Here is a 23752-nt window from a genome sequence, read left to right on the forward strand (position 1 = left end):
AGCTCGTCGGCCGTCAGCGCCGGTCGGCGGCCCGGCCGACCCGGGCGGCGTTGGCCCCGTCGGTCTGCACGCTCGCGTCGACCGCCTCGACCACGTCGCTGCCCAGCTCGGTGAGCCGGTGCCCGACGCCGGCCCAGGCCCGCAGCACGGTCTGCTCGAACCCGCGGTAGTTGCGCTCGAAGGCGGCGCCGATGTCGTCGCGACCCCAGGGCCGGGCACCGCTGGCGGCCTCGATCGCGCCCCCCTCCGCCGCACGACGGGCCTTCACCGCCTCGCCGGCGAGCGCCAGGTCGGCACCGCCCCGGCGGGCCCGGGACGGATCAAGCCAGAGCTGCCCGTCGGTCATGGCTTCGCCTCACCTGTGCCGAGGACGGCGTCGGCCCGACCGAGCAAAGTGGCGTAATCGCCGGTCTTGAGGAAGTCCGTCGCCCCGGAGCCGGCCGGCATGCTCTCGGCGACGAGGTCGCGGGTGGCGTCGGCGGCGGCGGTCGCGGCGGCCCGGATCGTCTCGGTGACCTTTCGGCCGAGCGCGTCAGCGTCGCGGTCCCGGTAGATGGCCGGCGTCAGCTCGACCTCGATCACCTGGCCCTGAGCGCCAACTGTCGCCGTCACCTGCCCGTCGGCCGACCGGCGGGTCACCCGCAGCGCGGCGAGTCGCGTCTGGAGGGTGTCCAAACCGGATCTGAGCTGCCGGTATTGCCCATAAACGTCGTCGAATCGGGCCCGTAGCTCGCGATTGACGCTCCGGTCCGCCTGTTCCCCCACCGCCGCCCTCCCGTCACCGTCGGTAGAGCGAAACAATACCGGCCGCCATCGATCCGCGTAGTCCGGTAGTTTCATAGCGTGATCGACCGTCAACAGGCCGAGCAGCTCGCCGCCACCTGGGCCCGCCGTGACTCGCAGCGCCTCGGTCACGAGTGCACTGCGATGGTCGACGAGTTCGACCTGGGGTGGGTCATCACGTCCGTCGTGCCCACCGAGGTGCCCACGGTGCCGGGTGACCTGCCGACGACGGTCATCGACAAGCAGACCGGCACTGTCACCACCTGGCCCCGGGTGCCGAGCGCTGTGGTGGCGGAGCTCTACCGGCGTAGCCGGCCCCCCGGGCCGACAGCCGCCCGCACTCTCGACCCGTCGAGCCTGCTGGTCCGGGAGATCCATCGGGGTGCCACCCCGAACACCGCCGCGCACCTGACCATCGACGGACGGATCTGGACGGCCCAGGGCACGAAGGCCGACGTGCCACTCAACCATCACCCGCTGGTCCGCGACTATCTCGACCAACTGCCGCCCGGCGAGTTGATGCGCGGCGGGGCGTCTCACGCCGAGCTGATCGTGGTCTCCGATGTCCTGCACGAGTACGACCACCGCCGCGCCGCCGAGGGCATCGCGCCGATGGGGCGGGCCGAGGCAGCGGCGCTGCTGGAGGGGGCCCGCTTCGAGATCTTCCGGGTCCGCGAGCCGGGCGACCCTGCTGGCGGGCCCGCCGAACGGCCCTGCGACTCGTGCATCTCCTTCCTGGTCCGGGCGAACGTCCTCCCTGAGTCGGCTCGCGCCTGGACCGAGACCTGGAACGCGCCGCAGGCACCCGACCCCGATCCTGGGCGGTTCCCGGCGGAGGTCGCGAACGCGCTGGTCGCGGCCGGTTGGCAGCCACACATCGGGGATCAGATCATGGCCTCCGCCGCCGTCCGGGACGTCACGTCGGTGCCGGGGCGCAACCATCGGCACGAGGTCTTTCCCGCCGCGGTGGAGGCGCTCACCGCGTTCCCCAGCCTGGTCGGTGCGCGACGCGGCCGGGGCGAGCAGGTGTGGATCTCCCGTTTCGACATCCGCCCGCACACCGTCGCGCACACCGCCGATACTCTCGCGGACTTCGGCGCGGTGCTGGGCGTACGCCTCTTTCCGATCGGCACCGAGCAGCAGGACAGCATTCTGGCGGTGGACGAGCGCGGCCGGGTCTTCGCGCTCGACCAGGCCGGCGAGTGGTTCCTCGGCGACACCATCGACGCCGCGCTGACCACCCTGCTGCTCGGCCGCGCACCCGCCCGGGTGCGCGACGACGGCACCTGGCCGGCCGACCCGAGTTAGAGCGTGAGGCCGGTCAGCACCATGACCCGGGCCTCGGTGTAGTCGTCCATCGCGCTGCGCAGCCCTTCCCGGCCGACGCCGCTGCCCTTCACTCCGCCGTAGGGCATCTGGTCGGCGCGGTACGACGGCACGTCACCGATGATCACTCCGCCCACCTCCAGCGCGCGGGCGGCGGCGAAGGCCACGTCCAGACGTCGTGTAAAGACGCCGGCCTGCAAGCCGTACGCCGAGTCGTTGACAGCTGCGAACGCGGCCTGGTCGTCGGCGACCGGGGTGACCACCAGCACCGGCCCGAACACCTCCTCGGCCACGACCTTGGCGTTCGCCGGCACGCCGGTGAGCACGGTCGGGGGGTAGGTCGCGCCGTCGCGGAGGCCGCCCACCTCGACGGTGCCGCCGGCGGCGACCGCCTCGGCCACCCACGTCTCGACCCGGCGGGCCGCGTCCTCGGACACCATCGGCCCGACGTCGGTCAGCTCGGACGCGGGGTCTCCGGTCCGCAGCCCTCGCACGGCCTCCACCAGTCGGGGCAGGAAGTCGGCGTGCAGGGCGTGGTGCACGTACACCCGCTGGACGGCGATGCACGACTGGCCGGCCTGGTAGTTGGCGAACGTCGCGATGCGCTGCGCGGCGAAGTCCAGGTCCTCGTCGGCGGTCCAGTCCGCGCAGAGCACCGCGGCGGCGTTGCCGCCCAACTCCAGCGTCACGTGCTTCTGCGGCGCGGCGCGGCGGATGGCCGCGCCGACCGGCCCGGAGCCGGTGAACGACACCACGGGTAGCCGGGGTTCGGTGACCAGTTCGGCGGTGCGGTCGTTGGGCAGCGGCAGCACCGAGAACATCCCGGCCGGGAGGTCGGTCTCGGCCAGCAGCTCGCCGAGCAGCAGCGCGGTCAGGGGCGTCGCGGGCGCGGGTTTGACGATGATCGGCGCGCCGACGGCGATGGCCGGCGCCACCTTGTGGGCGACGAGGTTGAGCGGGAAGTTGAACGGCGTGATGCCCAGCACCGGCCCGCGCGGGACCCTGCGGACCAGGGCGATCCGCCCCTCGGCGGCCGGGTCGGTGTCGAGTCGTTGCACCTCGCCGGAGAAGCGGCGGGCCTCCTCGGCGGCCCACCGGAAGGTCGACACCGCACGCCCGACCTCGGCGCGGGCCCACTTGAGCGGCTTGCCGTTCTCCGCGGTGATCAGGGCGGCGATCTCGCCCGCGCGCTCGGCGAGCCGCCGGGACACGTGGTCGAGGGCCGCCGCGCGGGCGTGCGCGGGCAGGGCCGCGGCCTGCGCGGCCACACCGGCCGCCGCGGCAACGGCGGCGTCGACCTGGTCGGGCGTGGCGAGTGTGGTACGCCCCACCGGGCGGCCGTCGTACGGGTGGTGGACTGTCAACTCACCCTCGCCGGTGGCGGGGCGGGAGGCGACGAAGATGGGTACGGGCTCCACGCGGAGCAGAGTAGCCGAGCGACCGGCCGACGGAAACAGTCGCGATAACCCTTGTCTGCCGCGAATTCAGTAGCGAAGATGGCAGAGAGATTGCGATAACCGCCGCAGAATCGCGCCCCCGGCCCCCTCGGAGTGATCCCTCATGAGTGACCAGCAGCAGCTGCGCAACTTCGTCAACGGCTCCTACGTCGACCCGTCCGATGGCGGTTACGCCGACCTGGTCGACCCCTGCACGGGTGAGGTGTTCGCCCAGGCCCCGGTCTCCGGCGCCGCCGACGTGGACGCGGCGATGAACGCCGCCGCCACCGCCTTCGAGAGCTGGCGGGAGGTCACCCCGGCCGAGCGGCAGCGGGCACTGCTCAAGCTCGCCGACGCCGTGGAGGCGCGCGCCGCCGAGCTGGTCGACGCCGAGGTGCGCAACACCGGCAAGCCCCGCCAGCTCACCGCCGAGGAGGAGCTTCCCCCGGCGGTGGACCAGTTCCGGTTCTTCGCCGGCGCCGCCCGGATGTTGGAGGGGCGGTCCGCCGGGGAATATCTGGCCGGGCACACCTCCTACGTGCGGCGTGAGCCGATCGGCGTCTGCGCGCAGGTCACCCCCTGGAACTACCCGCTGATGATGGCGGTCTGGAAGATCGCCCCCGCGCTCGCCGCCGGCAACACAGTGGTGCTCAAGCCGTCGGACACCACCCCGGTGTCGACGCTGCTGCTCGCCGAGATCGCCGCCGAGTTCTTCCCACCGGGGGTGTTCAACGTGGTCTGCGGCGACCGGGACACCGGTCGTACCCTCGTGTCGCACCCGACCCCGCAGCTGGTGTCGATCACCGGCTCGACCCGCGCGGGCATGGAGGTGGCCGCCGCGGCGGCCCCCGACCTGAAGCGCACGCACCTGGAGTTGGGCGGCAAGGCCCCGGTGGTGATCTTCGACGACGCGGACGTGGCGGCGGCCGCCGAGGCCATCGCGATGGGCGGCTACTTCAACGCCGGGCAGGACTGCACGGCGGCCACCCGTGTGCTGGCCGGCCCCGGCGTCCACGACGACTTCGTGGCGGCGCTCGCCGAGCAGGCCCGCAACACGAAGACTGGCGCACCGGACGACGCCGACGTGCTCTACGGCCCCCTGAACAACGCCAACCAGCTCACCCGGGTCAGCGGTTTCGTGGACCGCCTGCCGGACCACGCGGCGATCCAGACCGGCGGGTCCCGGCAGGGCGAACGCGGCTACTTCTACGCGCCGACAGTGGTCTCCGGGCTGCGTCAGGCCGACGAGATCATCCAGGACGAGGTGTTCGGGCCGGTCATCACCGTGCAGCGCTTCTCCGACGAGGACGAGGCGGTGCGCTGGGCCAACGGCGTCGACTACGGCCTGTCCGCGTCGGTCTGGACGCGCGACCACGGCCGGGCCATGCGGATGACCCGTCGGCTCGACTTCGGCTGCGTCTGGGTCAACACGCACATCCCGTTCGTCTCCGAGATGCCGCACGGTGGCTTCAAGCACTCCGGGCACGGCAAGGACCTCTCGGTCTACAGCCTGGAGGACTACACCCGGATCAAGCACGTCATGCACAACATCGAGGGCTGACCCATGACCACGTCCGAGGAGCTGCACAAGCGGCGCGTCGACGCCGTGGCCCGAGGTGTCGGCAGTGTGATCACGTCCTACGTGGACAGTGCTTCCGGCGGGACGGTCACCGACGTGGACGGCCGGGAGTGGATCGACTTCGCCGCCGGCATCGCCGTGACCAGCGTGGGCAACTCGGCCCCGAGGGTCGTCGAGGCGGTCCGGGCGCAGGTGGAGCGGTTCACCCACACCTGCTTCATGGTCGCGCCGTACGAGTCGTACGTGGCGGTCTGCGAGCAGCTCAACGCGGTGACGCCCGGCGGGTTCGCGAAGCGCTCGGCGTTGTTCAACTCCGGCGCGGAGGCGGTGGAGAACGCCGTGAAGGTCGCCCGACACGCCACGGGACGGCCAGCGGTAGTGGTGTTCGACCACGCGTACCACGGCCGGACCAACCTGACCATGGCGTTGACCGCGAAGAACATGCCGTACAAGCACCGGTTCGGGCCGTTCGCCGGGGAGATCTACCGGGTGCCGATGTCGTACCCGCTGCGTGATGGTGGGCTCTCCGGCGCCGAGGCGGCGGCCCGGGCGATCGAGATGATCGAGAAGCAGGTCGGCGCGGAGAACGTCGCCGCGCTGCTCATCGAGCCGATCCAGGGCGAGGGTGGCTTTGTCGTACCCGCGCCGGGTTTCCTGCCCGCGCTGAGCGCGTGGGCGACGGCGGCCGGGGTGGTCTTCGTCGCCGACGAGATCCAGACCGGTTTCTGCCGTACCGGTGACTGGTTCGCCTGTCAGCACGAGGGCGTCGAACCCGACCTGGTGACCCTGGCCAAGGGCATCGCCGGTGGTCTGCCGCTGGCCGCGCTGACGGGTCGGGCCGAGCTGATGGACGCGGTGCACGTCGGTGGGCTCGGCGGCACGTACGGCGGCAACCCGGTCGCCTGCGCCGCCGCGCTGGCCACCATCGAGACCATGCACGAGCTGGACCTGGCCAGTGCGGCCCGACGGATCGAGTCGGTGCTGGTCCCCCGGCTACGGACCATCGCCGAGCGGGATCCCCGGGTCGCCGAGGTACGCGGCCGCGGCGCGATGCTCGCCGTGGAGCTGGTGCTGCCGGGCACCCTCACCCCCGACCCGGCCGCCACGGCGGCGATCTCGGCGGCCTGTCACGCCGCCGGCCTGCTCACACTGACCTGCGGCACGTACGGCAACGTGCTGCGCTTCCTGCCCCCGCTGGTGATCTCCGACGGGCACCTCAACCGAGGCGCGGACATCCTGGACGCCACCTTCGGCTGAGCGGGCAGGGGCACGCCGCGACTGATCGGGCAGGGGCACGGTGTGCGGGCCCCTGCCCCGATGTCAGCGAAGCACCTCGACGGTGTTGCGGCGCACCAGGTTCTTGCCCGGCTCGCGGATCTGCTCCATGGCGGCGGAGTTGAGCAGCACGCAGCTACCCGACGGGCCGGTGATCGTCACAGTCGTCGCCCGGTTGTTGTCCAGGTTGGTCACCCGCAGCCGGGTGCCCACCGGGAACTGCCCACTGGTCGCCGCCGGACCGGCGGCCTCCTCGAAGAAGGTGATCGCCCCGGAGCACACCGACTGGGGCGCCGGGCCGGGCACGCCGGGAGACGCGACGCCGGGACGGACCGTGCCGGGGGCCGGAGCGCCGGCGGGCGGGGCCGCGCCGTCGACGCGTTCCACCACGTTGCGGCGGATCACGTTCTTGCCGGGCTCGCGGACCAGCTCCATGGCAGCGGCGTTGAGCAGCACGCAACTGCCCGACGGGCCGGTCACCGTCACAGTGGCCGCCCGGTTGTTGTCCAGGTTGGTCACCCGCAGCCGGGTCCCCACCGGGAACCGGTCGCTGGTCGCCGCCGGCGCCCCGCCCTCCGCGGAGAAGGTGACCGAACCGGAGCAGACCGACGACCGTGCCGGGGCCGTGTCGGCGAACCCGAAGCTGGTCCCCACCGACACGCCCACCGCGGCGAGCACCGCCACACTCGCTGCCAGCACGTGCCTGCGCTGCACCCTCATCGCCGTCACTCCCGTCCTCGGTGGTGTTCTTCACCCACCGGTACGGACCGGAGCGTCCTACCGTTCAGCCGGCACGGGTATCGATCGTGCGGCGGCCAGGTCCACCGGCCCGTACCGGGTGCTCGGGGCCCTGGTGATCAGCGCCCAGTAACGGTCGCCGTACGACCAGTGCCACCACTCGGTCGGGTAGTTGACCATCCCCGCGCCGCCGAGGGCGTCCACCATGATCTGCCGGTGCCGGCGGGCGGCACCCCCTATCGTCGGCGCGTCGGTGAAGCAGGCGTCGGCGCTGTCCTCCGGTGTGGCGTCGATGGCAGTGCCCAGGTCCAGCTCCACGCCGTCGTCGGTGCAGAGCGTCAGGTCCACCGCGCCACCCGTGCTGTGCGGGGCCACCTCGACCGGTGACACGAACTTCGTGGTCTCCCGGTGCAGCCGCTGCGGCGACCAGTCCGGGTGCCGCCGGCGCAGCTCGTCGCGGTAGCCGGTGAAGATGGCCAGTTGCGCCTGGTACGGCCGGTAGCCCTCGACCACCAGCAGCCGCAGCCCACCGGGCAGGGCACGCTGCGCGGCAAGCAGGCGGTCCACGACACCCGCGCGCAAGCGGGCGTACGCCCCGGCCGGGTCGGCCGCCCGGCCGTCGAGCCGCAACTCCGGCAACTCACGCAGGTCGACGAAATCCTCGCCGTCGTCGGCGCTGGGCACCGCCGCCACCCGGGGGTCGCAGAGCAGGATCATCGGATGCTCCCCGGCGTGCCCACCGACCGTTCCGCATGGCGGACCCGGGCCAACTCGACGAGTCGGTCCACCACCTCCCGGTAGCCGACCCCGACGGCGGCCCACACCTTCGGGTACATCGAGTGCGCGGTGAAGCCGGGCATCGTGTTCAGCTCGTTGACGTAGAGCTCACCGGCCGTCGCGTCGTAGAAGAAGTCGACCCGGGCCAGACCCCAACCGCCGATCGCGGCGAACGCGCGCAGCGACAGCTCGCGGACCCGCGCGGTCACCTCGTCCGGCAGCACGGCGGGAACGATCATCGGGTCGGTGTCGCCGAAGTACTTCTGCTGGTAGTCGAACCAGCCGCCGCTGACCTGCACCTCGCCCACCGCCGACGCCTCGGGACGCCAGCCACCGAGCACCGCGCACTCCAACTCCCGGCCGACGACCCCCTGCTCCACAATGACGAGTTGGTCGTGGCGAAGCGCCTCCTCCACGGCGGCGGCCAGGTCGTCACCCTCGTCGACGCGGGAGATGCCGATCGACGAGCCCATGCTGGCCGGCTTGACGAACAGCGGCCGGCTCAGCCCGGTCACCACCTTCTCCGGGTCGTCGACCTCCCGGTAGGTGTGCGCGTCGAACGACACGTACGGGGTGACGGGGATGCCCTCGGCGCGCAGCGCCCGCTTCATCGCCACCTTGTTCATACCGACCGCCGAGGCGAGGATGCCGCACCCGACGTACGGCACGTTCAGTGACTCCAGCAGCCCCTGCACCACACCGTCCTCGCCGTACGGGCCGTGCAGCACCGGGAAGACCACGTCCAGCTCGGCGTGCACCGCGCCGGGGGCGTTACCGGCGGACACCTGCACGACACCCGGACGCGGACCGGCCCGCAACTCGACGGCCGGCCCGGTCACCACCAACTGGTCGTCGATGGCCCGCTCGCCGGCCGGTCGGTCGCGCAACTCGGCCAGCAGCGCGTCGGGCATCAGCCGGAAGCCGCCGCTGCGGGTGACACCGATGGCCACAGTGCGGTAGCCCCCACCGGCGAGCGCCCGGGCCACCCCGAGCGCGGAGGCGCAGGAAACCTCGTGCTCCGCCGACGGCCCACCGAACAGGATTCCGATCCGCACTGGCGCGCTCACGCCGCCGCCCCTTCCTCAGCCAGGTCGGCGGAACCCGGGGCCATCAACCGGGCCACCAGCGCCGCCTCCACGTTCCCGCCGGTCAGCACCACGCCAACCGTCCGCTGCCGGTCGCTGTCCGACGCCCTTCGCCTTCCGCCGTCCGGGGGAAGCCGGAGGGCGCCGGCCAGGCCCGCCGCCCCGGAGGGCTCGGCGAGCACCTTGAGCTCCGTCAGGATCAGCCGGAACGCCGCCGCGATCTCGTCGTCGTCGACCCGGACGACCCCACGCAGCGTGTCCCGCACGATGGCGAACGGCAGCTCCCCCACGCAGGACGGCCGCAGCCCGTCCGCGATGGTGGTCGCCGGCGCTACCGGCACGCGTACACCTGCCTCCAGGCTGCGGGCGAGCGAGTCGCAACCCACCGGCTCCACGCCGTACACCTCGATGCCGGAGCCGGCGGCGGCCAGGCACGCTCCGGCAACCCCGCCACCACCACCCACCGGTACGACCAACGCGTCCAACGGCGTCCCCGCGCGCTCGGCGTCCTCGATCAGCTCCAGGCTCGCGGTGCCCTGCCCGGCGATCACGTCCGGGTGGTCGTACGCGTCGACGACGGGATGACCGCTCTCGTCGCTGAGCCCGTTGGCCACCGCCACCCGCTCCTCGACGCTGGTGCCGGCGAACACCACCCGCGCCCCCGCCGCGCGCGCCCGGTCGACCTTCGTCGACGCGGCGTCGACCGGCAGCACCACTGTCGCCGCGAGCCCGTGCTGCCGGGCCGCCAACGCCACCGCCACCGCGTGGTTGCCGGTGCTCTGCGCGATCACCCCGGTGTGTCCGGCCACCGCGAGGCGGCCGACCGCACGCAGCGCACCCCGCATCTTGTACGAGCCGCCGTGCTGGAGGTTCTCCGCCTTGAGCAGCACCCGTGCCCCGGCAAGCTCGTCGATCACCGGGGAGCGCAGCACTGGGGTGCGGACCACGTGGCCGGTCAGCCAGCGGCTGGCCTCCTCGACATCGGCCCGGACCTGACCAACTGTGCCTGTCATCGTCTCTCCTTTTCGGGCACGCCACAGGCAGGGTCCAGCGGTACGTGGACCCCGGTGACTGTGGGTGGAAGTGTCAGTTCAAGGTGGGTAGCTGGACGTCGACCCGCAGGCCGCCGTACTCGGCGGGCCGGGCCGCGATGATGCCGTCGTGGGCCTGGGTGATCGAACGGGCGATGGCCAGGCCCAGCCCGGCCCCACCGCCCTGCGAGGTCCGGTCCCGGGCGAGCCGGCGGAACGGCTCGAACAGACCGGCGACCGCCTCGGCCGGCACGGGCTGACCGGTGTTGACCACTGACAGCGCCGGCACGCCGCTCACCACGACGGTCAGCGAGCCGCCCGGCCTGTTGTACTTAATCCCGTTCTCCACCAGGTTGGTGACCAGTCGTTCCAGCAGCACCCGCTCGCCGACGACCACCCGGGGTTCGAGATGGGTCTCCACGGTGACCCCGGCCTCCCGGGCCCGGTCCAGGTAACCGGCCAGCACCGCCTCGACGATCGCGTCCAACCGCTGCGGTATCCGCGAACGGAGACCCTGGTCGCTCTCGCTGAGCGCGAGCAGGCCCTCGATCAGTCGTTCGTTGCGCTCGTTGGTCTCCAGCAGCTGACTGGTCAGCAACTCCAACTGCTCGCCGGTGAGCGCCCTGGCCATACCGACCTCGATGAGCGTCCGCTGCACGGCGAGGGGCGTACGCAGCTCGTGCGAGGCGTTCGCGGCGAACCGCCGCTGCCCCTCGTACCCGGCGGAGACGCGTTCCATCATCTCGTCGATCGCCCTCGACAGCCGGGCCAACTCGTCGCCGCCCCGGGGCCGGATCCGGTGACCGAGGTTCTGCGGGCCGAGCTGCCCGATCGGCCCGGCCAGGTCAGCGACCGGGCGCAGGCACCACGCCGCGGCGAACCAGAGCCCCACCAGGACGGCGAGGGTCACGAGCAGGACGGCCACCAGGGGCAGCATGAACGCCCCCGGCCGTACGTTGCGACACACCGCCGACATCCCCGGCACGGGCAGGTCACAGAACTGCTGCCCCCAGTTCCAGGTCACCCCCGACAGCCACTTGCCCATCGCCGGCAGTACCGGGCCGGCCAGCAGCGCCAACAGCCCCACCAGCAGCACCCGACGTCGGGGCGTCCAGCTCACGCCGTGCCGCCGATGCGGTAGCCGGCCTTCGGGACGGTGTGGATGATCGCGGGATCGCCGAGCTTCTTGCGCAGGGTCATCACGGTGACCCGTACGGCGTTGGTGAACGGGTCGGCGAACTCGTCCCAGGCCTGCTCCAGCAACTCCTCGGCGCTGACCACCTGGCCGTCCGCGCGCAGCAGCACGTGCAGCACCGCGAACTCCTTGGGGCTCAGCGCGAGAGGGCGACCGTCCCGGGTGGCCAGGTGCCGACCCACGTCCAGGGCCAGGCCATCCTGGGCGAGCACCGGTGGCAGAGCCGGCGTCGACCGTCGCCCGAGGGCCTGCACCCGGGCCACCAACTCGGCGAAGGCGAACGGCTTGGTCAGATAGTCGTCCGCGCCGAGGCCGAGGCCCTCCACCCGGTCCCGGATGCCGGCCGCCGCAGTGAGCAGCAGCACCCGGGTGCCCACCTGCGAGTCGGCGATGCTGCGGCACACCTCGTCGCCGGTGCGTCCGGGCATGTCCCGGTCCAGCACCGCCACGTCGTACCGGTTCACCCCGACCCGCTCCAGCGCACCGTCACCGTCGTAGCAGACGTCCACGGCCATCGAGAGGCGGCGCAGCCCTTCGGCCACCGTGTCCGCCAACAACCGCTCGTCGTCCGCCACCAGCACCCGCACGTTTTCCCGCTCCCCCAGTTCGGCTTGCCCGGCATACCGTCGCAGGCCCGGGTTAAGGGTTCTGTAAGCACCCGCCGCAGCCATCCTCCACGCGGCTGTCCAGCGGGCAAACCATCGCAACCCAGCCCCCGCCCCCTTCGCCCCCGTCTCACGTCATCTGCGCCGTCCGTCCTAACAACACGAGAAGCCAAAGCAATCAACAGTGACCCGCATCACAATCCTCAGAAGACTCCCGCCCCAGGCCCCGGCCCCGCCCCACCCCGCCGATCTTGCACTTTGTGTTGCCGAAATATGAGTAAGGCGTTTTTTGTCGGGGCAGAAACTGCAAGATCGGCGAGGGCGAGGGCGGAGGGCACGGGGCACGGGGCACGGGGCACGGCATGGGGGAGTTAGGAGAGGGCTGCGCGGATGGTGGCTTTGATGTGTTCTGGGCGGCGGTAGAGGTCGCGGTCGGTGAAGTAGCGCATCCGCCAACCCGCTGCGGCCAGCCAGTTGATCCGCTCACGGTCGTGCCTGAGTCGATCGCGGTTCAGGTGCGACAGCCCGTCGTACTCGATGCCGATTCGGCGTTCGCGGTAGCCCAGATCGAGCCGGTACAGAGGGATGCCATGGCGGTCGGTCACCCATAGTTGCGGCTCCGGCGGCGGCAGGCCTCCGTCGATCAGGATCAGTCGTAACTGGCTTTCCTGTCGGCACTCCGCCCTGCCGTCTGCCAGCGGTATCAGTTGGCGGGCCTGGCGGACACCCCGCAATGCGTTGTGGGCCGCAACCTCGGCCAGCAGGTCATCCTGGGTGACCAAGCCCGACCGCAGCGCGGCGTCGAGCACTGGGAGTGCGTCGACTCGACGAGCGGCGCGTGCGAGGTCGACTGCGCAACGCGCCGGCGGCACGCAGGGTATGCCTGCGACAAAGATCGGCCGAGCAGGTAGAACCGTCCGGTGAACGACCACGCCGGGCAGACGGGGCTTTGGCACCTCGGCGGGCAACTGGATGTGGATCAGATCGTCGCGCAGGACCCCGAAGCCGTATCGGCGGGCGGCACTCTGCCGCGCCAACATCGCTCCGTCGGGCAGCCGGAGCATCAGGGCACGCAGTTCGTCGTCGTCGTCGCAGGGCTTGTCGGCGTAGACCCCTCTGCGCACACGCAGGATTTCCTCGCGGTCGAGTCGAGTACGTATCCGTCCAACGGTGAGTTGCCGCATCAGCGCGTCCGTACGCCACAACTGAGTTGCCATGGAGGGAGGCTGACCGACCCGAACCCCCACCAGTGCCCCGCAACAACTACCTGTGGAAAACCAACCCCCCTGTGGACAACCCCCACAACACCCTCAGCCGTGCTAGCACCAACCCCCAAAATCCCCACGCCAAACCCCTCACCCCCGCGATCTTGCACTTTCTGTCAGAGAAATGTCCGATAGGAGGCATAAGTAACCGCAGATAGTGCAAGATCGCCGAGGCAAGGGTGGGGTGAGGCGCGACGCGGGGTTCGCGGGGTTCAGGACTAGTCGCAGGCTATGCCGTCGCCGTCTCGGTCCAGGTCGTAGATGTCGTCGCCGATGACCCTGATCGGCCCTCTGACGTACGCGGGGCCGTTGCCGCTGCCACCCGCGCAGTCGACGTCGCTGGCGATCGGGACGCAGCCGCTGTAGTTCGGGTCGCACTTCGACGACTGCGGCTTCTTGGTGCCGACGGCCACGACCTGGGTCACCGGCTGCTTCGTCACTGCGGATGTGACCAGCTTCTTGGCCGTCCGCACGCCGTCGGTGGTGGTCACCTCGTAGGTCATGGTCCGGACGCCGTTCACGCCCTTGGTTCGGACGACCCGCTTGCCCTCGGCCAGCGACGAGTCCTTGACGGTCCGCTCGCCGTACCGGATGGTGGCCTTCTCCGTCACGGTCGTCACCTGCACCACCGGCACGGCCGCCGCCGACGAGGGCGCCGTGGCAGGCACCGACGAGGGCACTGTGGAGGGCGCGGCGATCGGCGACTCCTCCTGGGCCGGGGCCTCCTCGGTCGGCTCGCCGGGCGCGGCCAGGATCGGCTGTTGCGCTTGCTCGGCGGCGGTGCCGGTCTTGGCCGGCTCCGGCTCGCCGGTCAACGCGCCGACGATGGCGGTGCCGGTGCAGCAGAGCAGCAGGATCGACAGCGTGACCGAGCCGAGGATCACGGCGACCCGGCTGGCGGGAGTGGCCCGGCGGAACCAGTTCGGTCGGGGCGTCCTGTCGAACGACGGCGGGTACGGCGGCCCCGGGTGCTGTGGTGGTTGCATCGTCACGGCGATGAGTGTCGTCGCAAACACGGCGTGCAATATCCCCCGTCGTGTTCGTCACCTGCGCCTTTCGCTTCGCGGGAAAGATCGGTGGGCGCGTTGGCGGGCGACGAGTCGGCAGGTGCGGCAAACCTCCAGGCTGGCGGGGCAGGGCCGATCGTGCGGGTATCAGCACCAACAAAAGCCGCAAATCACCACGCACCGCATCGACAGAGGTCGGAGATCGAACTACGGCGACGGAACTGTCGCTATGCCGTCAACGGGATGAGCTCACCGTTCCTCCATCGCCCATGGTGAGCCGTAACCGTTCAGCAGGTCGAGGAAGGGCATCGGGGGCAACGCCTCCGGTCCGAGCACGCCCACGCCGGCCCACGCGCCGCTGGCGAGCAGCTCCAGGGCGACGACCGGGTTGACGGCGGTCTGCCAGACCACCGCCTGGTGCCCGTACTCCCGCATCGACCACTCGTTGTCGACCACGTGGTACAGGTAGACCTCGCGGGGTTGCCCGTCCGGGCCGAGGCCGCGTACCCAGGTGCCGGCGCAGGTCTTGCCGCGCATCCGGGCGCCGAGCGTGGCCGGGTCGGGCAGGCTCGCGGCGACCACGTCGCGCGGGGAGACCTCGACGCCGCGTACCCGCACCGGGGAGACGGCGTCCAGACCGAGCTTGTGCAGCGTCTTGAGCACCTCGATGAACTCGTCGCCCAGGCCGTACTTGAAGGTGACCCGCCGGGCCTTGACCCAGCGCGGGATGAGCAGCACCTCCTCGTGCTCGACGTTGACGCACTCGACCGGCCCGATCCCCTCGGGGAAGTGGAAGACCTCCGGCTCGGAGAACGGCTCGGTGGTGAACCAGCCCCGGTCTTTCTCCCAGATGACCGGCGGGTTGAGGCACTCCTCGATCGTCGTCCAGATGGAGAACGAGGGCGCGAAGTCGTACCCGTCGACTGTCAGGTTCGCCCCGTCCCGGACACCGATCTCGTCGATCTCGCTGAACAGTTCGTCGGCGGCGTAACGGGCGAAGACGTCGGAGAGGCCGGGCTCGACCCCGATGCCGCACAGCGCCAGCCGACCGGCCGCCGACCAGGTGTCAGCCAGCGCGAACTGTTCGTCGCCGAGCTTCACGCCGGTCTCGACGTGTGACAGCGACATCGCCATGTCGAGGTAGTCCGCGCCGGCCGCGAACGCGCCGTCGAAGATCGGCATGACGAACCGCGGGTCGACGGCGTTCAGCACGTGCGTGATCCGGTGCTCCCGGCACAGTGCGGTGACCGCGTCGGCCGAGGAGGCGTCCACCTGGGCGGCGACGAAACGGTCACCGTGCCCGGCGACCGCCCGTTGGGCCCGAACGGGGTCGTGGTCGGCCACCACGATGGTCTCGAAGAAGGTCCGTCGGGCGGCGATGGCTACGGCGGCGGAGCCGACGCCACCGGCGCCGACGAGGAGGACACGCATCAGGAATCAAACCCCAAACCGAAACGATCGAGAGTACGGAGCCAGAGGTCGCGCCGACCCTCGCGCGCGTCGGCGCGGGCCAGTGACCAGCGGGTGAGATTGATGCCGACCGCGCGGACGGGTTCCGGTGGGAACGGCAGTGGCTTGCGGCGAACCAGGTCGAGCCGGGTCAGCGGGGTGTTCCCGCCGTCGAGCAGGTCGAGCAGCACCCGGGCCCCGAAGCGGGTGGCCCCGACGCCGAGGCCGGTGTAGCCGGCCGCGTACGCCAGCCGACCGCCGTAGGCGGTGCCGAAGAACGGGCAGAACCGGGTGCAGGTGTCGATGACTCCGCCCCAGCGGTGGCTGAACCGCACGTCGGCGAGCTGCGGGAACGTGGTGAAGAAGTGGCGGGCGAGGGTGGTGAAGGTGGCCTGTCGTTGTTCCAACTCGGGCGCTACCCGGTTGCCGTAGTGGTAGACGGCGTCGTAGCCGCCGAAGAGGATCCGTCCGTCGGTGGTGATCCGGTAGTAGTGGAACTGGTTGGCGGTGTCGGCGAGCCCCTGCCGGTTGCGCCACCCGATGGCGTCGCGCTGGGCGGGGGTGAGCGGCTCGGTCATCAGCACGTGGTCGTAGACGGGCACCAGGTACGCCCGCAGCCGGCGTAGCAGCGGCGGGAACGCGTTGGTGGCCAGCACGACCCGACGCGCCCGGATCGAGCCGGGCAGGCCAGCGGCACTGGTGTCGGCCCGGCCACTGTCGGCCGGGTGTACGGCGGGACCGGTGCCCAGGGTGCTGGCGTGCACTGCCGCACCGTCGGCGCGCAGTCCGGTGACCCGTGTGTGCTCGTGCACGCGTACGCCGAGGTCGAGGCAGGCGCGGCGTAGCCCCCAGGCCAGTTTCGCCGGGTCCACCATGGCCACCCGATCGGCGTCGAACATCCCACCCAGGTACGTCGGTGAGTGCACCTCGGCGCGCACCTCGTCCCGGTCGAGCAACCGCACCCGGTGGCCGTACCGGCGGGCCAGGTCCGCGTCGGCGGCCAACCCGTCGAGTTGGTACGGCTCGACGGCGACGGCCAGCTCACCGGTGCGCTCGAAGTCGCAGTCGATGTCGAACTTCTCGACGGTGGCGGCGATGGCGTCCAGGTTGTCCCGGCCGAGGCGTTCCAGCTCGCCGACCTCGTCGGGGAACCGGTCGACACCGTTGGCGAGGCCGTGGGTCAGCGAGGCGGCGCAGAAACCGCCGTTGCGCCCGGAGGCCGCCCAACCGCAGGTCCCGGCGTCGACGAGCAGGACGTCCCGGTCCGGGTCAGCCTGTTTCGCCAACAGCGCGGCCCACAGTCCGCTGTAACCGCCGCCGATCACCAGCAGGTCGGCGGAGTGCCGACCGCTCAGCGGCGGTAGCGGGTCGGGGCGGTCCGGGCGGTCGAGCCAGTACGGCACGGGTGCCGCGTCGGCCAACGCCCGGCCGGTATGTGGGAGCGTCATGACGGCACACCGGTCGGACGATCCGCATTCGAAAGGGTCATGACGACCGACGCGGGTGACCTGACGGCCCTGCCAGCAGCGCGGCGCGGCGGGCCCGTCGACCGCGCAGCGAGCTGAGCCCCACGAGCAGCAACGCGACAGCGAACATCGCCGTGCCGATCACGTTGACCTGCGGTGGGATGCCACGCTGGGCGGCGCCCCAGACGTACATCGGGAACGTGACGGTGGTGCCGGCGTTGAAGTTCGTGATGATGAAGTCGTCGAAGCTGAGCGAGAAGGCCAGCAACGCGGCGGCCACGATGCCGGGCAGCACCAGCGGCAGGGTGATCCGCCGGAAGGTCTGCCACTCGTTGGCGTAGAGGTCCATGGCGGCCTCCTCCAGCCGCCGGTCCATCCCGGCGAGCCGCGCCTTGACGGTGACCACCACGAACGACACGCAGAACATCACATGCGCGATCACGATGGTCCAGAAACCCTGCGGTACGCCCGCCGACACGAACAGGGCCAGCAGCGACGTGCCCATCACCAGTTCCGGGGTGGCCATCGGCAGGAAGATCAGCACGTTGATCCCGGATCGGCCCCGGAAGCGGTGCCGGACCAGCGCGAACGCCATCAGGGTGCCGAGCACTGTGGCGACCACCGTGGCGATGAAGCCGATCTGCACGCTGCGGACCACCGCGTCGCACATGTCCGAGGTGGCGCACGGCTGCCGCCAGTTGTCCAGAGTGAACTCGTTGAAGTCGTACGACAGCCGGCTCGACGGCCGGTTGAACGACAGCCCCGCCACCACCAGGATCGGCAGCGCCAGGTAGCCGAGCACCAGCAACGCCACGATCATCACCCAGCGGTCCGCCAACCAGCGGGAAACCCTCATCGGAGCCGCCCTTCGTTCGCGACTGCGGGGCTCCGCTGCGCTGCACTCCTCGCGCTCACAGGACCTCCTCCGTGCCGGCTCGACGGAGGTAGCCGAAGACCACCGCGAGGATCGCCGCCATCAGCAGGAACGACAGCGCGGCGCCCTGCGGGTAGTCCAGTCGGACCAGGAACGCCGAGTCGATGACGTTGCCGATCATGTATTCGTTCGGGGTGCCGAGCAGCTCCGCGTTGATGTAGTCGCCGCTGGCCGGGATGAAGAACAGCAGCGTGCCGGCGACCAGACCGGGCATGGACAGCGGCAGCGTCACCCGACGGAACGCCTGCACCGGGCTCGCGTACAGGTCGGTGGCCGCCTCCAGCAACCGCGGGTCAAGCCGCTCCAGGCTCGCGTACAGCGGCAGCACCAAAAACGGCAGGAAGTTGTACGTCAGGCCGAGCACCACAGCGAACGGGGTGGCCAGCAGCCGACCGTCCGGGGCGAGCAGGTGCACGTCGCGCAGCAGACCGACGAGTGCGCCGTTGTCCGACAGGATCGTCTTCCAGGCCAGGGTGCGGACCAGGAAGCTGGTGAACATCGGGGCGACGACGCACACCAGCAGCAGGTTCTTCCAGCGGCCGGCCTTCTGCGCGATGGCGTACGCCAGTGGGTAGCCCAGCAGCAACGCCAGCACCAGGGCCAGCCCGGCGTAGCCGAACGAGCGCAGGAACTGCGGCCAGTACGCCTGGAGCACGTCCGGGTAGTTGCCGACCGCCCAGGTCATCGCGTACCCGGTGGAGAGCGAGCCGCTGGGGTCGTACAGGCTGGCCGCCGCCAACTGCACGAGCGGCACACCGAAGAAGATGAGCAGCCAGGCCGCACCCGGCAACAACAGGAGGTACGGCAGGAGTCGGCGTCGCCCGGACCGGGCTGCCGGTGGCGCGGCGGGCGGGCGCCCCGACCCGGTGGGGGCCAGCAGGGTCACGACGACACACCCACCGGCTCGTCCAGCACCGGTGACGTCCGGTCGGTGTCGGCGGCGTCGCGGGGCAGCAGGAACGCGTGCCGCGGATCCCAGTACGCCACGGCCTCGCTGCCGACCGCCACTGTCGTCGACGTTCCGCTGTTGGCGGCGAAGACCGACAACTCGGTGCCCCAGCCGGTGCGCAGCAGGTACTGCGTGCTGACTCCCACGTAGGAGGCGTCGGTGACCACTCCGGTGACGTGCTGATGCCCGGCGGGCACCTGGTCGGCGGAGCCGACCAGAATCAGCTTTTCCGGGCGTACCCCCAGGTGGACCGGACCGCTCTCGGCCCGTGCGCGGCCGGCGGGCACAGAGAAGCGCGTGCCGTGCGCCGTCACCGCGACGTCGCCGCCGCCGACGCCGGTGGCCTCGCCGGCGAGCAGATTGGACTGGCCGAGGAAGTTCGCCACGAAGGCGGTGGCGGGAAACTCGTAGATGTCGGCCGGGGCGCCCAACTGCTCGATCCGGCCGGCGTTCATCACCGCGACGGTGTCGGCCATGGTCATGGCCTCCTCCTGGTCGTGGGTGACGTGCACGAAGGTGATGCCGACCTCGGTCTGGATGCGCTTCAGCTCGATCTGCATCTGTCGGCGCAGCTTGAGGTCGAGTGCGCCCAGCGGCTCGTCGAGCAGCAGCACCTGCGGCCTGTTGATCAGCGCGCGGGCAAGCGCGACCCGCTGCTGCTGCCCCCCGGAGAGCTGGGCGGGTCGGCGGTTGCCATAGCCGTCGAGCTGCACCAGCGACAGCATCCGAGAGACCTCGTCGTCGACCGAGCGGATGCCGCGTCGGCGCAGCCCGAAGGCCACATTCTCGAAGATGGTGAGGTGCGGAAAGAGCGCGTAGCTCTGGAAGACGGTGTTCACCGGCCGCTTGTACGGCCGCAGCCGGGCGATGTCCGTGTCACCGAGCAGAACCTGGCCGCTGGTCGGCTCCTCCAGGCCGGCGATCATCCGCAACGTGGTGGTCTTGCCGCAGCCGGACGCGCCGAGCAGCGCGAAGAACGAGCCCTGCTCGACGGTCAGGCTCAGGTCGTCCACAGCGGTGAAGACGCCGAACCGTTTGGTGAGGTCGGCCAGGCGCAGGTCGCCGGCGGGTGTCTCGCGCGCCATCCTCATCACGCCCCGATGACCTGTTGGAACTTGCCCTCGTACTCCTTTTCCTGCTTCTCGTCCAGGGCCATGAACACCTTGGACTTCGACAGCAGCGCCTCGTCCGGGAAGATCAGCGGGTTGGCGGCCAGCTCGGGATCGATCTTCTCCATCTCGGCCTGAGCGCCCTTGACCGGGCAGATGTAGTTGACGTACGCGGCCAGCTTCGCCGCGACCGCCGGCTCGTAGTAGTAGTTGATCAGCGCTTCGGCGTTGCCCTTGTGGGTGGCCTTGTTGGGGACCATCATGTTGTCGCTGTAGAGCATCACGCCCGAGTCCGGCGCGACGAACCGCACCTTCTCGTCCTCACCGGACAGTTGGATGACGTCGCCGGACCAGCCGATGCACGCGGCGATGTCGCCCTTGGCCAGGTCGGGCGCGTAGTCGTTGCCGGTGAACTTGCGGATCTGCCCGGAGTCGACTGCCTTCTTGAGCTTGTTGAGGGCGTCGTCGAACTGGGCGGCGGTGAAGTTGGCCGGGTCGTGTCCGTTCGACCCGAGCAGCAGGCCCATTGTGTCGCGCATCTCGCTGAGCGCTGTCACCTTGCCCTTGAGGTCGGGGCGGGTGAGCAGTTCGTCGACGGTCCGCAGTTCCTTCGTGACGTTGCCGTTGTACGCCAGGCCCGCCAGGCCGGACTGCCACGGGATGGAGATCCGGTTCTCGGTGTCGAAGGGGCGGTTGAGCAGCGACGGAAGCAGGTTGGCCTGCACGTTCGGGATCTTCGCCGGGTCCAGCTTCTGGATCCAGCCGAGCCGGATCATCCGGGCCGCCATCCAGTCGGTCAGCACGATGATGTCGCGGTCGGTGCTCTGACAGGCGGCAAGCTGGTTCTGCACCTTGCCGAAGAACTCGTTGTTGTCGTTGATGTCCTCGGTGTAGGTCACCTGGATGCCGGTCTTCGTGATGAACTCGTCGAGGCTCGGCCGCTTGGACTCGTCAGCGTCGTCAACGTCCATGTACTGCGGCCAGTTGGCGAAGGCGAGTTTCTTCTCGGTGCCGGAGAGGTCCTCGCTGACGCAACCAGCTTCGGTCTGCTGCGCGCCCTTGGTGCCGCAGCCCGCGAGGCTGCCGCCCATGGTGAGCAGGGCGGCCGAACCGAGAGTGCCGGTGAGCAGTCCACGCCGGGAGAGGGGCCGGAGGGGAGTACGCATGACGACTCCTAGGGGGTCATCGTCGGCGGGCGGGACGGGGGAGGCACGCCGGCGGGAATGTCGGGAGGGTCAAGTGCCATGGACGACTGATCCTGACATGAGGTGACCTCCCTTACAAGGGATTCCGTTGTGGGAATAGCGATGCACGACGAAATACGCCAGACTACGCGGTGATACACGCGCGACATCAGGATTCGGGACATGGGGAGCGGGCAATGACAAACCGGCAGCACGAGAACAGCAACGGGAGTCGACGCGTCGCTGTCCGTGAAGGCGCCAATCACGCTCTGCTGGATGACGTGGCCAAGCAGATCATCGAGCAGCTCCAGGAGGACGGCCGCCGCCCGTACGCGACGATCGGCAAGGCGGTGGGCCTGTCCGAGGCGGCCGTCCGTCAGCGGGTGCAGCGACTGCTCGACTCCGGGGTGATGCAGATCGTGGCGGTGACCGATCCGCTCCAGCTCGGCTTCAACCGGCAGGCGATGATCGGCCTACGCACCGACGGCGACCTGGAGGCGGTCGCGGACCGGCTGGCCGAGCTGGACGAGGTCGACTACGTGGTGATCACCGCCGGGTCGTTCGACCTGCTCACCGAGGTGGTCTGCCGCAACGACGACCACCTGCTGGAGATCCTGCAACGACTGCGCGCGGTGCCAGGGGTGATCTCCACCGAGGCGTTCGTCTACCTCAAGCTGCGCAAGCAGACCTACACCTGGGGTACGGCCTGACGCCCCGGTTTCACCGCGCCGACGAACGACGTCCAGGCGGTCGGGGCGAAGGTCAGGGTGCCGCCGTCGCGGTCCTTGCTGTCGCGTACCAGCACCCGACCAGGCAGGTTGTCGGCCACCTCGACACAAGCGCCACCGTTGTTGCTGCTGCGGGTCGCGGTGCGCCACCGGGCGTCGGTCATGTCCATGTCGTGGCCACTTCCCTGATCAGCTCGATCGACCGTCGTCGGGGGAACGCCTCGCCGGTGACGCTCTCCCACCTGCGTCCCAGGCTAGCGACGTCGAGGGGGTCGGTCACGACCTGACCGCGGAGTTGATTGTCGAGATACGCCAATTCCGCCCCGTCGGGCAGCCGCCCGAGAATGAAGGGTCCGGCCAACCCGGTGTGCCACGGGCTCTCGGCCGGGATGATCCGGACCTGCACATGCTCCCACTCGGCCACTGTGGCGAGGTGGGCCAGTTGGCCGGCCATCACGGCGCTGTCGCCGACCGGTCGGCGCAGCACCACCTCGTCGATCACCGCCACGAGCTGCGGTGGGGCATCGCGGCACAGGACTGCCTGCCGGTCGAGGCGGCTCGCCACAACTTCGTCCACCTCGGACGGTGCGACCAGCCCACCGGTGCCCAGGATCGCCCGGGCGTACCCCTCGGTCTGCAGCAGACCCGGCACCAGCAGCGGCTCATACCACCGGAGTGACGTCGCGTCCTGTTCCAGCTCGGCCCACGGACGGAACCACGGCAGGTCGCGGCGGCGGAACGGCTCAGGCCAGAGATCGGCCGCCTCCCGGCGCAGCACCTGAGCCACCGCCACCCGGGTACGCGGATGCGGGATGCGCCCAGCGGCGAGCCACCGCGCCGCCGTCTTCGGGTCGACGCCCACTTTCGCGGCCAACGACTCAACCGTCTCCCCCGCCTCGGCCATCGCCACCCGCAACGCCTCGTTCGCCACCAGACCCCTCCGCCGCTCCGCCGTGCCCGCTTCCCGTGCCGCTGGTCCGTGCTGCTGGTCCGTGCCGCTGGTCCGTGCCGCTGGTCCGTGCCGCTTCCCCGTACCGCTTCCCCGTGTCGGTCATCCGCGTCGGTCGTCCGTGTCGGTCATCCGTGTCGGTCATCCGTGTCGCAGCTCCCTGTGGCCAGCAGACGGGGCCGCTCGGTACACGTCGCGGGGGACGTTAGTCACGCTGGGTGTCGGTGTCTGCGCTCTACCGGCGTGTTGCGGTGTGACGTGTTGGCGCGCATTCCGGACGCCCCCAGGCCGTCCCCACGTGCCCCGCAAGCGTCCCGAGGGCAGCGCCTCCCCCGACCTGAGGCCCACCCCTCCCGACCTCCAGCACACCCCTCCCGACCCCCAGCCCGCGCGATCCCCGACCCAAGACTCACCCTCCCGACCTCCAGTCCGCGCCTCGCCGGCCCCGCGAGGCCCCTCCCCCCACGCTTGATCAACTCGACTCCACCGATGTCGCGGTATCCACCACGTCCGGACACCGCGATTTCAGCGAACCAGTGTGGATCGATCCGGCCGCCGAGGGAGGCACCACCACCGGGCGGGTCCTTTGGAGCTGATGTCGCAAACGATTCGGCGATCCGCAGGGCGAACCCGGAAGGACACTGGCACCGAGCCAGGCTCATCCGGACCGGCGGCCGTGATGTCGCAGACGATTCAGCTCCAAAGGCCGCCAGCAGCACACTTCCGACTCCTGCCGCCCGACGATCATCCAGCCGGACAGCAGTACGGATTCCGTTGCCACCGTGACGCCTGCACGCTGAATCCGTCGCCAACTAACCGTGGTACCGCCGATAACACTTGCCCCGGAGGTCTCGACTGTGCGATAACCGTTGGCAGAGCGGC

General features: G+C 70.6%; 23 protein-coding genes. 4 read left to right on the plus strand and 19 right to left on the minus strand.

Features of this window, described 5'->3' with window-relative positions; all coding sequences use genetic code 11:
* Positions 1–13: 13 nt before the first annotated feature.
* Complete coding sequence (locus tag ACLQ3F_RS22790; protein ID WP_425851270.1) at positions 14–346, minus strand: hypothetical protein; 333 nt, start codon at positions 344–346, stop codon at positions 14–16.
* Positions 343–840, minus strand: a complete 498-nt coding sequence (locus tag ACLQ3F_RS22795) for a YbaB/EbfC family nucleoid-associated protein (RefSeq protein ID WP_425851271.1) — start codon at positions 838–840, stop codon at positions 343–345. Before ACLQ3F_RS22795 ends, ACLQ3F_RS22790 begins: the two co-directional genes overlap by 4 nt.
* 3 nt (positions 841–843) lie before the next feature.
* On the opposite strand from ACLQ3F_RS22795, the gene ACLQ3F_RS22800 reads away from it, so the two are divergent.
* Complete coding sequence (locus ACLQ3F_RS22800) at positions 844–2091, plus strand: SUKH-3 domain-containing protein (protein WP_425851273.1); 1248 nt, start codon at positions 844–846, stop codon at positions 2089–2091.
* On the opposite strand, the gene ACLQ3F_RS22805 is transcribed toward ACLQ3F_RS22800, so the two are convergent.
* A complete protein-coding gene (locus ACLQ3F_RS22805; RefSeq protein ID WP_425851274.1) occupies positions 2088–3527 on the minus strand; it encodes an aldehyde dehydrogenase family protein in 1440 nt (479 codons plus the stop codon). The genes ACLQ3F_RS22800 and ACLQ3F_RS22805 overlap by 4 nt on opposite strands.
* A 142-nt stretch (positions 3528–3669) precedes the next feature.
* On the opposite strand from ACLQ3F_RS22805, the gene ACLQ3F_RS22810 reads away from it, so the two are divergent.
* The gene (locus ACLQ3F_RS22810) at positions 3670–5106 is read left to right on the plus strand and encodes a gamma-aminobutyraldehyde dehydrogenase (protein WP_425851276.1); all 1437 of its coding nucleotides are present in this window, start codon (positions 3670–3672) and stop codon (positions 5104–5106) included.
* A 3-nt stretch (positions 5107–5109) separates the two neighbouring features.
* Entirely contained in the window at positions 5110–6381 is a 1272-nt protein-coding gene (gene gabT / locus ACLQ3F_RS22815; protein WP_425851278.1) for a 4-aminobutyrate--2-oxoglutarate transaminase, read from the plus strand.
* Between the two features lie 63 nt (positions 6382–6444).
* Here the strand turns inward: gabT and ACLQ3F_RS22820 are convergent, their stop codons facing one another.
* The 14 genes from ACLQ3F_RS22820 to ACLQ3F_RS22885 all read right to left on the minus strand — a co-directional run bounded on the left by ACLQ3F_RS22820 (position 6445) and on the right by ACLQ3F_RS22885 (position 21175).
* The gene (locus ACLQ3F_RS22820) at positions 6445–7119 is read right to left on the minus strand and encodes a hypothetical protein (protein ID WP_357259088.1); all 675 of its coding nucleotides are present in this window, start codon (positions 7117–7119) and stop codon (positions 6445–6447) included.
* Positions 7120–7176: 57 nt separating this feature from the next.
* Positions 7177–7854, minus strand: coding sequence for a M15 family metallopeptidase (locus ACLQ3F_RS22825; RefSeq protein ID WP_425851280.1), 678 nt, complete (start codon positions 7852–7854; stop codon positions 7177–7179).
* Positions 7851–8981 (minus strand): D-alanine--D-alanine ligase family protein, encoded by a 1131-nt coding sequence (locus ACLQ3F_RS22830; RefSeq protein ID WP_425851282.1) that lies wholly within the window; start codon positions 8979–8981, stop codon positions 7851–7853. Before ACLQ3F_RS22830 ends, ACLQ3F_RS22825 begins: the two co-directional genes overlap by 4 nt.
* Positions 8978–10012, minus strand: a complete 1035-nt coding sequence (locus tag ACLQ3F_RS22835; protein WP_425851284.1) for a threonine ammonia-lyase — start codon at positions 10010–10012, stop codon at positions 8978–8980. Before ACLQ3F_RS22835 ends, ACLQ3F_RS22830 begins: the two co-directional genes overlap by 4 nt.
* 73 nt (positions 10013–10085) lie before the next feature.
* The gene (locus tag ACLQ3F_RS22840) at positions 10086–11150 is read right to left on the minus strand and encodes a sensor histidine kinase (protein WP_357205701.1); all 1065 of its coding nucleotides are present in this window, start codon (positions 11148–11150) and stop codon (positions 10086–10088) included.
* Positions 11147–11812, minus strand: coding sequence for a response regulator transcription factor (locus ACLQ3F_RS22845; protein WP_425851286.1), 666 nt, complete (start codon positions 11810–11812; stop codon positions 11147–11149). The genes ACLQ3F_RS22840 and ACLQ3F_RS22845 overlap by 4 nt, the downstream gene beginning before the upstream one ends.
* A 389-nt stretch (positions 11813–12201) precedes the next feature.
* The gene (locus ACLQ3F_RS22850) at positions 12202–13047 is read right to left on the minus strand and encodes a DUF559 domain-containing protein (protein WP_425851288.1); all 846 of its coding nucleotides are present in this window, start codon (positions 13045–13047) and stop codon (positions 12202–12204) included.
* A 266-nt stretch (positions 13048–13313) separates the two neighbouring features.
* Positions 13314–14081: a G5 domain-containing protein gene (locus ACLQ3F_RS22855; RefSeq protein ID WP_425851362.1), complete on the minus strand. Its 768-nt coding sequence runs from the start codon at positions 14079–14081 to the stop codon at positions 13314–13316.
* 270 nt (positions 14082–14351) lie between these two features.
* On the minus strand, positions 14352–15533 hold the full coding sequence (locus ACLQ3F_RS22860) for a saccharopine dehydrogenase C-terminal domain-containing protein (protein WP_357226955.1): 1182 nt from the start codon (positions 15531–15533) through the stop codon (positions 14352–14354).
* Positions 15533–16999, minus strand: coding sequence for an NAD(P)/FAD-dependent oxidoreductase (locus tag ACLQ3F_RS22865; protein WP_425851291.1), 1467 nt, complete (start codon positions 16997–16999; stop codon positions 15533–15535). Before ACLQ3F_RS22865 ends, ACLQ3F_RS22860 begins: the two co-directional genes overlap by 1 nt.
* 37 nt (positions 17000–17036) lie before the next feature.
* Positions 17037–17873 carry an ABC transporter permease gene (locus ACLQ3F_RS22870; RefSeq protein ID WP_425851292.1) on the minus strand — a complete coding sequence of 279 codons (837 nt, stop codon included), beginning with the start codon at positions 17871–17873 and terminating at the stop codon, positions 17037–17039.
* Between the two features lie 55 nt (positions 17874–17928).
* Positions 17929–18837, minus strand: coding sequence for an ABC transporter permease (locus tag ACLQ3F_RS22875; protein ID WP_355005588.1), 909 nt, complete (start codon positions 18835–18837; stop codon positions 17929–17931).
* On the minus strand, positions 18834–19991 hold the full coding sequence (locus ACLQ3F_RS22880; RefSeq protein ID WP_425851294.1) for an ABC transporter ATP-binding protein: 1158 nt from the start codon (positions 19989–19991) through the stop codon (positions 18834–18836). Before ACLQ3F_RS22880 ends, ACLQ3F_RS22875 begins: the two co-directional genes overlap by 4 nt.
* On the minus strand, positions 19991–21175 hold the full coding sequence (locus ACLQ3F_RS22885; RefSeq protein ID WP_355005590.1) for a polyamine ABC transporter substrate-binding protein: 1185 nt from the start codon (positions 21173–21175) through the stop codon (positions 19991–19993). Before ACLQ3F_RS22885 ends, ACLQ3F_RS22880 begins: the two co-directional genes overlap by 1 nt.
* Before the next feature lie 215 nt (positions 21176–21390).
* Between ACLQ3F_RS22885 and ACLQ3F_RS22890 the strand changes: the two genes are divergently transcribed.
* Positions 21391–21903 carry an Lrp/AsnC family transcriptional regulator gene (locus tag ACLQ3F_RS22890; RefSeq protein ID WP_355005591.1) on the plus strand — a complete coding sequence of 171 codons (513 nt, stop codon included), beginning with the start codon at positions 21391–21393 and terminating at the stop codon, positions 21901–21903.
* Here the strand turns inward: ACLQ3F_RS22890 and ACLQ3F_RS22895 are convergent.
* Complete coding sequence (locus ACLQ3F_RS22895; RefSeq protein ID WP_425851296.1) at positions 21882–22091, minus strand: DUF397 domain-containing protein; 210 nt, start codon at positions 22089–22091, stop codon at positions 21882–21884. The two genes, ACLQ3F_RS22890 and ACLQ3F_RS22895, sit on opposite strands and share 22 nt — an antisense overlap.
* Positions 22082–22825: a Scr1 family TA system antitoxin-like transcriptional regulator gene (locus ACLQ3F_RS22900; RefSeq protein ID WP_425851364.1), complete on the minus strand. Its 744-nt coding sequence runs from the start codon at positions 22823–22825 to the stop codon at positions 22082–22084. Before ACLQ3F_RS22900 ends, ACLQ3F_RS22895 begins: the two co-directional genes overlap by 10 nt.
* Between the last annotated feature and the right edge of the window lie 927 nt (positions 22826–23752).

This window comes from Micromonospora sp. DT15 (assembly GCF_049841475.1).
Lineage (GTDB): Bacteria > Actinomycetota > Actinomycetes > Mycobacteriales > Micromonosporaceae > Micromonospora.